General features: G+C 40.6%; 12 protein-coding genes. 2 read left to right on the top strand and 10 right to left on the bottom strand.

Annotation, left to right across the window (positions count from 1 at the left end):
• Window positions 1–165: 165 nt before the first annotated feature.
• The 8 genes from QNH28_RS14365 to QNH28_RS14330 form a co-directional block, all read right to left on the bottom strand.
• Complete coding sequence (locus QNH28_RS14365) at window positions 166–2,955, bottom strand: glycoside hydrolase family 3 C-terminal domain-containing protein (RefSeq protein WP_283911943.1); 2,790 nt, start codon at window positions 2,953–2,955, stop codon at window positions 166–168.
• 188 nt (window positions 2,956–3,143) lie between these two features.
• Window positions 3,144–4,625, bottom strand: coding sequence for an Lsa family ABC-F type ribosomal protection protein (locus QNH28_RS14360; protein WP_283911942.1), 1,482 nt, complete (start codon window positions 4,623–4,625; stop codon window positions 3,144–3,146).
• A gap of 321 nt (window positions 4,626–4,946) precedes the next feature.
• Window positions 4,947–5,447 carry a DinB family protein gene (locus QNH28_RS14355; RefSeq protein ID WP_283911941.1) on the bottom strand — a complete coding sequence of 167 codons (501 nt, stop codon included), beginning with the start codon at window positions 5,445–5,447 and terminating at the stop codon, window positions 4,947–4,949.
• Between the two features lie 52 nt (window positions 5,448–5,499).
• Entirely contained in the window at window positions 5,500–6,294 is a 795-nt protein-coding gene (locus tag QNH28_RS14350) for a creatininase family protein (protein ID WP_283911940.1), read from the bottom strand.
• A 389-nt stretch (window positions 6,295–6,683) separates the two neighbouring features.
• On the bottom strand, window positions 6,684–7,232 hold the full coding sequence (locus tag QNH28_RS14345) for a CueP family metal-binding protein (RefSeq protein ID WP_283911939.1): 549 nt from the start codon (window positions 7,230–7,232) through the stop codon (window positions 6,684–6,686).
• 259 nt (window positions 7,233–7,491) lie between these two features.
• Window positions 7,492–8,358, bottom strand: coding sequence for an SDR family oxidoreductase (locus QNH28_RS14340; protein ID WP_283911938.1), 867 nt, complete (start codon window positions 8,356–8,358; stop codon window positions 7,492–7,494).
• Between the two features lie 183 nt (window positions 8,359–8,541).
• On the bottom strand, window positions 8,542–10,293 hold the full coding sequence (locus tag QNH28_RS14335) for a sensor histidine kinase (protein WP_283911937.1): 1,752 nt from the start codon (window positions 10,291–10,293) through the stop codon (window positions 8,542–8,544).
• Window positions 10,290–11,045 (bottom strand): response regulator transcription factor, encoded by a 756-nt coding sequence (locus QNH28_RS14330; protein ID WP_283912153.1) that lies wholly within the window; start codon window positions 11,043–11,045, stop codon window positions 10,290–10,292. The genes QNH28_RS14335 and QNH28_RS14330 overlap by 4 nt, the downstream gene beginning before the upstream one ends.
• Before the next feature lie 308 nt (window positions 11,046–11,353).
• Here QNH28_RS14330 and QNH28_RS14325 point away from each other — a divergent pair, with 308 nt between their 5' ends.
• Entirely contained in the window at window positions 11,354–12,271 is a 918-nt protein-coding gene (locus QNH28_RS14325; protein ID WP_283911936.1) for a M23 family metallopeptidase, read from the top strand.
• Window positions 12,272–12,403: 132 nt separating this feature from the next.
• Window positions 12,404–13,282 carry a deoxyribonuclease IV gene (locus QNH28_RS14320; protein WP_283911935.1) on the top strand — a complete coding sequence of 293 codons (879 nt, stop codon included), beginning with the start codon at window positions 12,404–12,406 and terminating at the stop codon, window positions 13,280–13,282.
• Between the two features lie 57 nt (window positions 13,283–13,339).
• Here QNH28_RS14320 and QNH28_RS14315 read toward each other — a convergent pair whose 3' ends face one another.
• Complete coding sequence (locus tag QNH28_RS14315) at window positions 13,340–13,663, bottom strand: hypothetical protein (protein WP_283911934.1); 324 nt, start codon at window positions 13,661–13,663, stop codon at window positions 13,340–13,342.
• A 101-nt stretch (window positions 13,664–13,764) separates the two neighbouring features.
• The gene (locus QNH28_RS14310; RefSeq protein WP_283911933.1) at window positions 13,765–14,985 is read right to left on the bottom strand and encodes a GNAT family N-acetyltransferase; all 1,221 of its coding nucleotides are present in this window, start codon (window positions 14,983–14,985) and stop codon (window positions 13,765–13,767) included.
• Between the last annotated feature and the right edge of the window lie 10 nt (window positions 14,986–14,995).

Here is a 14,995-nt window from a genome sequence, read left to right as displayed (position 1 = left end):
TAAAGTAATTTAAACTGCAAAAAGCCCGACACACCATTGTAGATGTACCGGGCAATTTTTCACATATTTTAGTATCCGAGTAGTACAACAAAAAAACCGCGAGAAATATCGCGGTTTTTAGAAAAGAATGATATTAACGATCTATTCAACAGTAATGCATAACACCTAGTCGATTTTATTAAATTCAATCCAATCGATCTGCAAACCTGGTTTGATGAACTCCAATTTCATTTCATACAGGCCTGCTTCAAGTTCAACTTTTACAAGCTTTTGTCTGATCCATTGACCTTCCGTACCATTCGTTTGAATAGTTGTCATCAATTGATCATTTACTGACACATTACATGCGCTTTGAGCCAGTTCAGGCTCTGTTGACATGATATGCACTAGGATACGGTATTGACCAGCCTGTTCCACTTTAAAGCTTGTCGATCCTTCTACGACAGGTTTTACCTGTGGATTCTGAGATAAAGATTGAGCTTGGTCTCCAGTAAGAGATGGATTAGCTTTGAAGGACTCAACTGTTTCTACAATTTCCTGTTTTCTCGAGAACACAGGTGCATTCATGATAAACTCACAAATGTTAATGGCAGAACGTTGGAGCTCTCCACGGGTTAACGTACCATTTTCCAAGGACTCAATGGTGTTGTCATTCCATCCGTTAATTTCTGCACCATAGTTAGCTACAACCATATAGAGGTCGTTTTGTGCACGAACCATCCAATTTGTAAATTTCCGGTCTGCTGGTCCGGCATTAACAACATCATTCATGATTGCCCACCAGTCAGTCATTACAATCCCTTTAAAGCCCCACTCTCCGCGAAGAATCGTGGTGTTCAAATCATAATTAGAAGCCGCCCAATGTCCATTAACTGGATTGTAGGAGGTCATTATAGAATTCGAACCGCCCTGCTTCACCGCGATTTCAAAGCCTTTCAAATAAATCTCACGAAGCGCACGTTCAGACACCACGGCGTTTACTTTACTACGATGTTTCTCCTGATTATTGCAGGCGAAATGCTTCATCGTTGCGGTTGATCCGCCTTTCAAAATACCGCGGGTACATGCAGCTGCAAACACCCCAGAGATCAAAGGATCTTCTGAGAAATACTCAAAGTTACGTCCATTAAGCGGACTGCGGCGGATATTAAGGCCAGGTCCAAGCAAGGAATCCACGTTATTTCTTAACAACTCTTGACCTTCCATAACATAAAGCTCTTCTACCAATTCCGCATTCCAAGTCGCTGCAAGAAGTGTTCCGATAGCAACTTGAGTAGCCTTAGCTCCGCTATCCATACGAATTCCTGAAGGACCATCAGCCGTACATGCAACTGGAATTCCGTAATTAAATAAGCTGTCACTTACTCCACCAAATGCAGAAGCTGTACCCGGTGTAACTAAAGGACTACTCATCCCTTCACCACGTACAATTGCAGCCAAATCCTCATCACTGAGCTGTGCAATAAAGGCTTCCATACTTATCTTCTGTTCATGTACATCTCTTAATTTATATCCTTTATTTCCTGTTTGTGAAATCGTCACCGGAAGATTGTTCTCGATCCGCTCCGCTAACGAAATCTTACGTTTAGGAACCTCTACATAAACAATTTCATACGAACCGTCTGCTTTCCGAGCGCCGGGCGTCATTCTTGTAAAGCTTTCCGTTGGTGCAAGAGCTTCTTGCAACTGTTCTACAACTTGAAGAGCTTCTACGACGTAGCCGTCTTTACCCTCAACGCCGACTGCCACCACTTGTTTAACACTAGTTCCTACATACAATCGGTAAGTACCTTCTTCAAGAACATAGGCAGAAGCATGTCCTGTCACACCTGCGTCATCATAAGAAGCCATCGAATGTACAGGGAAACTCACGATAAGGCGCTGCGCTTCACCCGGTTCAAGAACTTTTGTCTTGCCAAATGATACCAGAGCTTTAGCTGGTTTACCGAGTTTACCTTGTGGAGCTTCATAATAGACCTGAACAACCTCTTTACCAGCAAAGGTAGTTCCTGTATTGGTAACGGTTACGCCGACTTCAATGTAAGACTCGCCTTCTCTGGTAATCGATTTAGCTTCTTCTGGCTCGATACTAAAAGTTGTATAAGATAACCCATATCCAAATTCAAATTGAACCTTATCTGGGCAAAATGTTTCGAAATAACGATATCCTACATAGATATCTTCCTGATACAAGTTCGTAAATTCATTGCCGTAATTTTGTGTTGATGGGTAATCATTGATGGAATAAGCAATTGTATCTGTCAGTTTACCGCTTGGAGTTACCTCACCAGACAGCACATCTGCAATCGCATTCCCACCTTCCATACCACCCTGCCAAGAATAAATCACAGTTGAAATCGGATATTTGTAGCTATCATCGTTCATCCAGTTCATATCGATAATGTTCGAGACATTGAGGACAACGATTGTTTGCTCAAAATATGTAGTTACCTGCTTCAGCATCGCCTGTTCATCATTTGTTAATTGGTAGCTGCCCGGTGCATCAGCATTATCCTGATCTTCCCCTGCCGTGCGTCCAATTACAAGAATGGCTTTATTGGATTTGTTTCTAGCTTCGGAAACCAGTTCATCGCTCAAAGACATTTCCTTCTGATGCCAAGGTTCTGCAGCCCATGCACCTCCACCATTATCAAATGGATTCTGTTCAATCCACTTTTCATAGACAGCTGCCAATTCTTCGTTAACTGTAAGGTTCTTCTTAGTGCGAAGACCATCCAATAAATTAGTCGTATAAGTAACATGGACACTACCGCCGGAGCCTGTACCACTGCGATAATAATTCACTTGGGATCTGCCAAAAATCGCAACATTATCACCTTCGCCAAGCGGAAGTACCTGATTATCATTCTTTACCAGCACCGCACCTTCAGCGGCTACTGTCCGGCTAAATTCTGCAAAACCTTCTAATGGAATTCCCACATTCTGTGTGCTCAACTTATTTCCTCCTGTTGTTCAATTCTATAGGTTGTTTCTTGAAATCTTCATTTCTTTAATAACATGCTAACAATGCATCTATCTTATTATAGTACATTGGAAAACTGGAATATATATAATAATTAACTTTATTAATATAATAATATTGGTCTAGAGGATTTGACATTAACTATCTTTGGATAAAATTCTTAGCGGAGTTCAACGATCTTCGTAGCAACATTGTTGCAAAATTCCCGATCATGCTCCACAAAAACAAGAGTTGGCATGTATTCAAGCAACAGCTCTTCTATCTGCATACGTGAAATGACATCAATAAAATTAAGCGGTTCATCCCAAATATACAAATGAGCTTTCTCACTAAGACTTTTGGCAATCAGCACTTTTTTCTTTTGACCACCACTGTAAGTGGATATGTCCTTATCAAATTGGATTCTAGAAAAATCAAGCTTTCGTAGAATAGATTTAAACAGACTCTCATCGATTCCATTATCTCTGGCATAATCCGTTAGATTCCCCTTAAGATTAGAAGTGTCTTGGGATACATAGGAAATGATAAGCTGGCTATCCTTAGTAAGAGTGCCTGTGAAATCTATATCCTCACCACACATCAATTTGATGATGCTAGATTTGCCTGAGCCGTTTTTACCCGAAAGCGAAATTCGCTCACCCTGCTCGATAGTGAAGCTTACGTCTGAACATACCTTTTTTTCACCGTAAAAAATCGAAATATTGTCTAGCTCAGCAAGTTGACGTTTATGATAGTCAAGCTGTGTAATCTCTAGATTCTCAGAATTCTCGATATTTTTAAGAAGCTTAGACTTTTCGTTGATCGCAGAATTTTGTCTTTGCTCAATGGCTTTAGAGCGTTTCATCATTTTAGCAGCCTTGTGTCCAATATAGCCTTTATCTACCTTTAAGCCGGAATTTCTCGTTCCGTTTTTTGTTTTTTCTACTTCATGTGACCAGTTGCCTGTCCGTTTAGAAGAAGCAGATAAGCGTTTAATATCTCTTCTGAGTTTCTCGTCCTCTGCTAGCTCAAAATTATCCTGTCTGACTTTATTCTCCCACCAGCTGGAAAAATTACCTTTTTGAATCTCAATATTGGTCTTATTGATGGACAAAATATGGTCTACACAATTATCAAGAAAAGATCTATCATGCGATACCAGAATATATCCACTTTTCGTGTTGAGATAATCACTGACCAGCTTTCTTGCCGTCATATCCAGATGATTGGTAGGTTCATCGATCAATAGAAAACTATTTTCCTTAATGAATAGTGTGGCTAACAGTACTTTCGTCTGCTCTCCGTTAGACAATGAATCAAAGGGGCGATACAGCACATCTTCAGAAACCTTTAATAATGAAAGTTCACGCATTAATTTCCAATGAATATAATCCGGAAAAATCCCGCTGATCACATCAATGGTATTAAGCGCCTTGTTATCCACCTGGAAAGGAAAATATTCAAAAGTGACATGAGCAGAAATATTTCCGCTGTATTCATATTTACCAAGCAATAAACTCATAAAAGTGGTCTTTCCTCTACCGTTTCTTCCGGTAAAACCTAATTTCCAATCGGTATCGATTTGAAAGTTTACATTCTCAAAGATGTTATCGTAACTGCCTTCATAGGCAAAGGTTAGATTTGTAACATTTATTAATGACATATAAGTATCCTCCTGTATGAAAAAAATAAAAGCCACAAGAAAGTTACTTTCTTGTGACTCAAATAAATACAGCAAATCTAGCCCCAAATGGAGTTAGATAAGGATATATTGTTCGAGTGAAAAGAAGAAGTAACTTTCTTGCATACAAAAAATAAAACAAACGAAATAAACCGCTTTTGTTGTTTTATTCATCATAGGTCGCAAGAATAATTACTTCACTATACTTTTCAACTCCGATCATCAATTTGAACTAATGTTATCATGCTCATTTGTTTTTTTCAACTTTACGATCTTTAAATCGTTAAGAAATGAAAGCAATTATTAAGTGTTTGCTAATTCATCTGCCGAGGGACCATACAAGCCCGGCACTGGTATATTAAGAAGGCGAAAGTATACCCCAAGCTGTGCCCGGTGGTGAATCATATGATTTAATCCGATGGTACGAAGCGCGGCTGCCCGTGACTGACGGCGGATGACCACTGCGCCATTACGTAACGTCCACTCCGCACCAAGCGACTCCACATTACTTTCAGCAATTAATTGTTCAATCTCACGAGCGCTCATGTCGAATTCTTGCAGAACCGCGGCGGGACTCTCCAGCGCTTCTCGTCGATATGCCACAGATGCCAAATCAAACTCCGAGTGAAGAAGAATGGCTGATTGCCAGTTTAACAGATTGACTAGGTGTGTGGACAAACCACCAAGACTCATTGACTTTTCGTGTGGCTTCCATGTCATATGCTCCTGCGGAAGCTTCTCCAGCATACGACGTGTACCCGCTAACTCCTGCAAAACGTCCCCGATAATCAGATCTTTATCCATTCCTCTATCTCCTCTCAAAAATGAAGTGCCAACTAAAGTTTATCATAGAAAATCATCCTTGAGTTTTTCGACGATACCCTTCTTCTAGAATTTCTTTTAAGCCTTGAGTTCTTTTTTGAATGAATGTATTCCAAAATACTCTTCCTTTTTCAGCTAGTTCTTCGTTAGTATAATTTCCTTCTTCAAACTTACCCCAACAACCATCCTGGGTTAACTTTTCCCATCCAAAATAATCTGCATACATCCGGTTTTCTGTAGGGATATCTGAACCCATTGAATTGATCTTAACCAACTCAGGACAGAGCCACATACCAGTACAAACGGACAATAATCCTCCATGCATTTCATTTAAATTCTCTAAACCTACCGCTTCAACGGCCTCATCCCACGCATTATGATTATTATGATTTGCAGTAATTAAAATAATCTGAGGGTACTTATAGTTGATATGTTTAACGAAAGCTCCCTCCCAATAGGATCCACCATGTCCTGTACATACCAAAAACTTTTTAAAGCCTTGTCTTATTAAATTACAAATAATTTCTTCTAACATACTTGTTAAAATATTTGGACTTACTGTAACTGTTCCTTTGAAATTGGCATGTTCTTCAGAGGTATTGAACGGTAAAGTAGGTAACACGTAAGCATTTAATTCTCTCCCATAAGCATCTGCATATAACTCTGCAATAAGCGTATCCAAATGCATAGGTAAGTTAGGCCCAAATTGCTCCGTTGCTCCAACTGATAGAACAACTGTATCCATCCCACTATTAGACAATTCCAGTGTCGTATTCTTAAAACTAAGCATAACAGCACTCCCTATTGAAGCTCGATTCTTGATATCCATCAGATTATACCATTTCCAAGAGGTGGAAAATGACTATAAATAAACTATACCTGAGAACCTTCTTATTCTTACAATTACAAAGAAAAACCCTCCCATAATTTGAACCTATTAGATCAAGGTTGCAAGAAATGGAAGGGTTTAAAATGGTTCGGACTGGGATGACCTTATTTCTATTATTTATAGCTTTTCACCGTCCTATCGGACTCAGATGCAGTTATTCCCTTTAAAACGCTCCGATTCTGCCTCATTACAAGGCAATAAGAGCTATACAGTCCGATAAGTCCACAAAATGATCAAAAAAGCTAAAATAGCTGCAATAGGGTCCGATACGGGATATTTAGAGGAAGAAGCGAATTCGATCATAAAAGCGACTTCGCTGTCTCTGATGCTTAGATACTCTCTACTAGTTGCATGGTTGTTACACAAGTATTATCACTCTTAAACGTGGATAACTCGGCTTTCGCTTTTACTCCATTATGTTCAATCGTTACATTGTATTTCTTATCACGAGGTAGCCAAAGATCAATGAACCCGTTAGATTGGGACTTTATCGTTTGATCCACAATCACGTTGCCCTCAGTGTCCTCAACATATACATTAAACGCTTGTTCCGTTAATTCCCCTTGGCATCCGGTCAAGCTATGTGTTGCACAAGGGTGTGTATTCTTAACATATGGAGCGATGGAAACAAAAAACTCATCTTTGGGTAAGTCATATTTTGTTGATTTATTGTTGCTGTCAGTCACAATGAGCTGCTCTGAAGTGATGGAAGCAGACAGGTCTTTCATGCTGCTTGAACTATATTCCTGCACTAATTGTTTAACGTTAGATGTATCGCTTGCTGCAGGTGTCTCTTTATCGTTCCCCCCCACAAACAAATACGCCCCTAAAGCAACTACAACAACTGCTCCAGAAGCCATCCAGATTTTTGTCCTCATTGATAATCATCCCCTTCTCTTCGTCTACTGACCTCAAGGCTTTCATATCGCACGCTTCATTTCAAACACTTTTATTACACCAACAGTTCACATATGTTTTCTACTATATCATTATTAATACATTAACATATGATCGGACAATAGCCTTGCTAAAAATATTGAATATTCGCGAAATCTTTATCATTGATGTTTAAGGAGCAATAAAAAAGGCTTCCTCTCGTTATTCACCGAGAAGAAGCCTTGAATCTTGATATATTATTTAAGCTTGCAAATTATTTACTAGATCACTGATAACTTCGGCTAACGGAGTGACTGGACGATTGAGTACTTTCTCTAGATCGCCACTTTCAATATCCAGCCATCCTTCGCGAATACCACGTTGAATCGCAACAACGAATGGCAGAGCAGCTTCTGGTACACCAACCTCAGCCATGATTTTCGCATAAGCTTCGTCGTCAACTTGCAGCACTTTAATTTCTTTTCCAATTACGCCACTTATAATTCCAGTCAATTCCTCTTGTGTTAAAGGCTTGCCAGACAATTCATAAATCGTATTCTCATGTCCTTCCCCAGTTAGAACATTAGCAGCAGCTTCTGCATAATCTCCTCGTGCTGCCCAGCCAACTTTACCACTACCAGCAGAAGTTACCCATGGGGCACCTGCTACTGCTCCTTGAATAGATCCAATCTCGTTCTCCATATACCAGTTGTTGCGAAGGAAGCTGTAAGGAATTCCGGTAGCTCGAATGGCTTCTTCGGTTACACGGTGTACTTCAGCAAGGAACAGCTCACTCTTCTCTGCATGTCCTACGCTTGTATAGGCAATGAATCCAACACCAGCTTTAGCGGCTGCATCAATAGCTGCTTTATGCTGGCGAATCCGAGTCTCGTTATCTCCATCTGAAGATACAATTAGCAGTCGATCCACACCGGCAAACGCTACATCCAATGTTTCCGGCTTATCAAAGTCACCATGACGGACTTCCACACCACGCGCTTTAAGATCTCTTGCTTTATCTGGATTCCGGACACTAACTACAAGGTCCCCTGCGGGTACAGTTTTTAGTAGAGATTCTATCGCCAATGATCCGAATTGACCTGTTGCTCCTGTTATAGCTATTTTCATTTAAAATCCTCCTCAATTTAGGATTAATTTCATCCTTTTAATAATTGTTTACCTGTAACTATAATAGTTACAATTAAATAAGATGTCAACTCCTTTATGATTCCTAACCTCGACTCAGCATTATAAATACAAATAACCCTCGCTAATTCCGGTTGGAATACAGCGAGGGCTTGAATGAAAATATCAGCTCCATATTAACTTAATAACTGTCCCTTTACCTACTTGACTCTCGACAGTAATCTGACCACCCATGCATTCGATCAATCCTTTAGAGATCGCCATGCCGAGACCAGAACCGTTGGTGGTAGAGGCTGTATCCGTTCCTCGATAATACCGCTCAAACAATCGAATCTTTGTTTCTTCATCCATTCCATCACCGTCATCAGCAAATTGAATGATATATCCGCTATCCCTTTCTTTATGAATAAGGGAGACCGTTAACTTCGTATCCGGTGGATTATGGAGCAGCGCATTCGCAGTTAAATTGTTGACAACTCTCTCTAACCAAGGTGTATACAGTTGAGCTCTAACTTCGGTTTGTGCAGCGAGAAATACAATTCGCGCCTTCCCGTAGGCAGGATTGGCAGCAGCTTGTTCGAGAGCTTGTTGCAGCCAAGCGTTCAATTCAACTTCCATCGTCTCAGGTGGTTTAATTCCTGACTTTAGACGATAGGTCATTGCAAGATCACTGATCAGCATGTCCATATGGGCCGATTTATCTAGCATAGTCGTTGTAAACTTACGGACTTCCTCTTTCGACCAATCATATTTGGGTTCTGCCAGTAAATGAGCATATCCTGTGATAGAGGATAATGGGGTTTTCAAATCATGGGTAACACCGGCGATCCATTCCTCGCGTAAGCTCTCCGTCTCTTCCCGCAGTACTTGATCTCTCTTCAAGGTTGCTGATAATTTCTCAATTGAAACCATCACATCAGCAAAAACACGGTATCTTCTCCTCCATTTACCCACGGCTGTTCGACTGCGACGAAGTCCTTTACGATCCATTGGCTCTGTATAGATGGCATTTCCGATGGAATCGAGCCACACGAGCATATGCAGCATTGGCGCACCAAAACGATGTGCTTGCCATAAGGAGAGCAACACAAACGCGATCAATAAAGCAATAAGCATGGCAAATGAGCCGATGATCACGACCTTGACTTCCTCTGGTATCCACACTTTTTTACCTGGATCTGTCCCTTTGATATTGGGTTCTCCCACGATCCAAGTACGACCTGACTCCTTATCAAAAGAAGAAAGAACATGGTACCCATATCGCTCACTGTACATGGTGCGAAGAGCAAGCTCTTGAACAGAGTACTGAGTGGGTATCATATTAGGTCTGTTATAAGAAACCACTTCATTGCCTGATGAATCTATAAGTTGAACAAAAGCTTGGGCTGATTTAATTTCTTTTTCAAGTTCATCAGGAAGTACTGGCTCCCCTTTCGCAGCAGCGAATGTCCCCTCACTCACTTTCTTTAACAGTGGACCTAATACATTAGGTGCACCATACACCAGTGCGAGCTGTTTACCATCCTTTTCTTGAATCCATAGTGCCAGATTATAAGGAAACGGTTGAGTACCCGTCCAATAGGCAACTACTTCGCCAGGACCGTATTGAATGGGTACATCTTTAGGTGTATTATAGGCACTCTCGACTTGCCCATCTTCATTTAGACTTTGTAGCCAGCCTTTATTTTTCTTCACTTGCTCCAGTAAACTCGGAGAAAAATGTATGCCATCCTCATCAATCTTAGAAGATTCTACCAATTGTTCAAGACCCACATTGGCAAAATCACGCGTGAGACTAATATCAAGAAACCGCAGCAAAATCCAAGTAAATGTTATGGCAGAAATAGCGAGAACTACCATGCCCGTAATTGCGAGCTGTAGAACAAACTTTAACGTTAACCGGCGCTTAATATTCATGGCGCAGACAACTCTTGGCGTTCTACTTTAACCAATTTGTACCCAAGACCTCTAACATTAACGATAAACTTCGGATCGGAAGGGTCAGCTTCTATACGCTCTCTTATGCGGTGAATGTGCACCATGACCGTATTATCATCACTTAAGGCTTCTTCACCCCAAACCTTTTCATATAATTCACTTTTGCTGAATATTTGATTGGGATGTTTACATAAGAACAGCAGCAATTGGAATACAAGCGCCGGACAAGAGACCGGCTCACCCTCAACCAGCAGCTCCCCTGCTGTTTCATCTAGTTTAAATCTACCGTAATCGTAAACGTTCGCAGATTTGCTGTGAACTGTCCCTGTAATCTTATCAGTACCTAATTGAGCTGGTGAACTTAAGTATCTCCGCAACTGCGCTCTTATGCGAGCGACGACTTCAAGAGGATTAAAGGGCTTGGTGATATAATCATCCCCACCTATAGCAAATCCGGTCAGCTTATCAAAATCAGAGGTTCGAGCCGTAAGAAACAGGATAGGTGCGTCCGTCGTCTGTCGGATAAAAGGACAAATTTCAATTCCACTGCGCCCTGGTAACATCACATCCAATACAATCAAATCATATTTTTTGGCTTCGCAGGCGCTTATAGCCTCCTCACCCGTCATCGCAGTATCAATATTCAGATAACCTTCCTTGCGCAGCACTGTCTCCATAATCTCCAAAAGCGATAGCTCATCATCCACAAGTAAAATCGAAGCTTCATTCATTGTGATATTCCCTTTCCAAATAACCGATGTTTTTATCATCATAGCATGATTTTTTACGCGATCAATCGCACTTTCCTTAACGGAAGCTTAATTCGTATTCGTCAACTTCCAAGAAAGTTAAGCGCTTGTTAATACTGTGTTTCAGAAGAGCTAAGACTCATTTGCTATAATTTTACTATTGGGAGGCGATATTCTTGAAAAAAAGCTCTAAAAAAATTATCAGCATACCGGGAATGTCAGCAAAAACAGTTTTGGCAATAGGATCACTTACTTTGCTATTAACGGCTTGTGGAGGAGGAAAAGCGGATATGAATAATAATGCGAAAGTGAAGCAAACATCCAGTTCAGCCGAAGAATCAAAGAAAGCTATGTTCCTGCCAGATGATCTGCCAAAGTTTCTGCTTAAAGGGAACTTTAAAGAAATATACTCCCACTTTAGCCAGCCTTTGAAAGATGAGGTTAGTGAAACTGAATTAGCTGAGACCGCTAAGGAATTCACTAAGGATATCCAGACACTAAACCAAGCTTCTGATATGCAGCTTAATGGATTTGATCGTCGTACTTGGGTAAGTGATGCAGGTAATAAAGGGCTTATCGGAATGTTTGATCCGGATGGAACCATTTCATTAATCCAGATTCAAGAACTGATATCCTCCCCTGAAATCGACTCGAAACTTAGCAAGCATGAATACGCATTGCCTTTCGAAGGTGACTGGTTTGTATTTTGGGGCGGAGAGAATGTTCTCGTAAATTACCATTATGAAGTAGAGATCCAGCGATACGCTTATGATTTTATCCAAGCCAAGGAGAACTATTCTTATAAAGGGGATCCGCTGAAAAACAAAAGCTATTATGCCTTTGGGGAAAAAATTCTCGCCCCTGCGGATGGTACAATCGTATCGGTAGTGAACGATATTAAAGATAATGAACCTGTCGGTGTTATGAATCCAAACCAGGCAACCGGCAATAACGTGGTCATTGATCATGGTGGTGAATACAGCCATCTAGCTCATCTAAAGAAAGGTTCGATTACAGTTAAGGCGGGCGATAACGTTAAAAAAGGCGATGTCATTGGACTGACAGGTAACTCAGGCAACACTAGTGAGCCCCATTTGCATTTCCAGATTTCTGACGGAGTGGATTTATTCAACTCTCGTTCAATTCCTGTTAGGTGGGAGAACGGATTGAAGCCGATCCAAGGCGAAACGATTACCGCTACTGAATAACGATCATTCTTGGTGGGTAAGGTTGTCTCCCTTAAGAGCTAGTAGGATGAGACAACCTACCCTGCGCTGAAATACATATTATTAGGGCCTTTTACAAACATTAATTGACGAAGAAAGGAAGTGTTACACCAGATGACTTTACTCCTAGGGTCACATGTATCTATGACTGGACCAAAGATGCTCCTTCGAGCCAGTGAAGAGGCAGCATCTTATGGAGCGACCACCTTCCTAATATATACCGGAGCTCCTCATAATACTCGCCGTAAGCCCATTGAAGCTTTGAATGTTGAAGCAGGACAGGCTCACATGAGAGATAACGGCATTTCAAATATCATTGTACATGCTCCATTTATTGTTAACTTAGGGAATACGCTATCGAGTCAGGTCTTTGAACATAGTATTGAGTTTCTTCAATCAGAGATTATTAGAACGGAAGCTTTAGGCTCTACACAAATTGTCCTACATCCCGGTTCCCATGTTGGTGCAGGTCCACAGGCCGGAATCTCTCGGATCGTAGAAGGTTTAAACGAAGTGTTAGCCGATAAACGAAATGTTCAGGTTTCATTAGAGACCATGGCGGGAAAAGGTAGTGAATGCGGAATTACATTTGAGGAATTAGCAGCGATCATTGATGGGGTTACTTATAACGAGCGCCTGTCTATTTGCCTGGACACTTGCCATATCCATGATGCTGGTTATAATGTGAAGGAAGATTTTGATGGCATATTGGATCAATTTGATCGCTTAATTGGAATAGAGCGCCTAAAGGTCATTCATGTAAATGATTCAAAGAATACCATGGGTTCGCGAAAAGACAGACATGAAAATATCGGACACGGATATATCGGCCTTCGGGCGCTTCGATATGTAGTCCATCACCCGCAGCTAACATCCATTCCCAAGCTCCTAGAGACCCCCTCCATCGGTGAAAAGAAATATGTCAACCCGCCCTATAAGCATGAGATTTCATTGTTACGAGGAGAAACGGATGAGCCGATAAAACAAGCATAAACGCCTTCGGTGTCCTTATAAGGATGCTAAGCGTTTATGCTATAAGCTATAATCAATTTATCCTTTTGCAGGATCATTCGTAACAGATGCGGTTTCGTTCACTTGGAGTTTCTTTAGCGAGTTTTTCTTCGCGGTTAACTCTTTTGAAAGATCAGCTTGCATACGATTTAAGGTCTTTATCTCATCGTTTAACTTTTTGATTCGTGACATTTTACTACTCAAATCCGTGTGAGACTTGCTAAATTTCATATCCTCTTCTAATTGATTAATTTTGATTTTAGATTTTTCTTTTTTGTTCTGTGTGCTCTTGATTTTGTTTTCGATTTCCGTAATTTCTAGTTGTAGTTTAGTGATCATTGGTTTAGTAAAATTAATTGCCATTCTTACACCTCATATCATATTGTGTTGCTGAGAGACTATTCTACTATAAAAAGATCAAAAAAGCACACTCATTAGAGTATGCTTCAAAGGTTCACATATTTTTAAAAATAATCAGAGAAATAAGGATACTCTGGTCTAATCAGTCCTTCCAGCAAATGAATCGTGGCTTCATTCGTCTGAATACGTCCGATACGAGCCAAGTAGGTTGGCCGCTTATAGCCCATTAACAGGGTTGTTAAGGTAGGGATATCAATCGTAAGTGAAGGATTCACTCCCCCTTCTTGTAGGGTCCCCTTCCCTTCTTTATCTACAGTTAATGTAAATGTTCCTCGATTCCATTCCAGCATCGGATCACTCAAGTTAAAAATAAGCTCACAGTCCTTATCCTGTCGTTTAAAAGGATACTGTTCGATAAATAAACGGACATCCACAATCCGAGCCATAAAGTATGGAGCAATCGTTTCCTTGATATCCCCATCATCTAATATGAATGACAACGGCTCCCCTTTATAAATATCCCCTTTAACCAGCTTAATCATTGAAAAGTGCGCACTAATAAAATTCCACAAACCCGTTCGAGCCTCTTCAACAATGTATACCATTTCTTTGATATAAAATATTTCTTCGGCGACCCAATATAACAAGTATCCCATAGGTTCATCGTTGTTATTATAGTAAATACCCACTGTCATATCATCCAAATCCCACCGCAAATATTCTTCCCAAGCTAGGTCATTACGAATCATCGCCCCATGATGCTGCACGGCAAACTGATCGTAAATCACTTTGATATCTGGATGCTCAATAGACACGCGTTCCACATTTCCCGGGACATTTCTCATTTTTGGCAACTGGGTATCCGGGACTTCAAATGAGATTTTATCGGTGATGATTTCCCAACCTTTTCTTCTATAATAAGGGATTGAATACGGATAAAGATAAGATATCGATTGTTTACGATCCCGCATTTTAGTTAAAGCATGAAGCATCAGTTTATTCATTAGACCCAAATTGGCATATTCAGGATAGGTTCCAACACCCGTTAGTCCACCCATCTCATAGATATGCCCAAAAATATTCACCTGAAATGGGTATACAGCTAACTGAGAGATGAGCTTGTCTCCATCAAACCAACCTACAACATCAGCGTACTTAAGGACTGGCAACTTAGCCTGAGTGATTTCACGATTCTCCCAGCCAAAGATTTGCAAATCACGATTGGTCACTTGAAATACATAACGTAATAGATTATTAAATTGCTCTGCGTGCTTGGTCTCGACATTGGCTAATCTGATTCGATCCTGTAACTTACTGCGACTCACTGTTATTACC

Source organism: Paenibacillus sp. G2S3 (assembly GCF_030123105.1).
GTDB lineage: Bacteria > Bacillota > Bacilli > Paenibacillales > Paenibacillaceae > Paenibacillus_AQ.
Note: the sequence above shows the minus strand (reverse complement) of the source record. Positions and strands in the feature narration are given on the sequence as shown.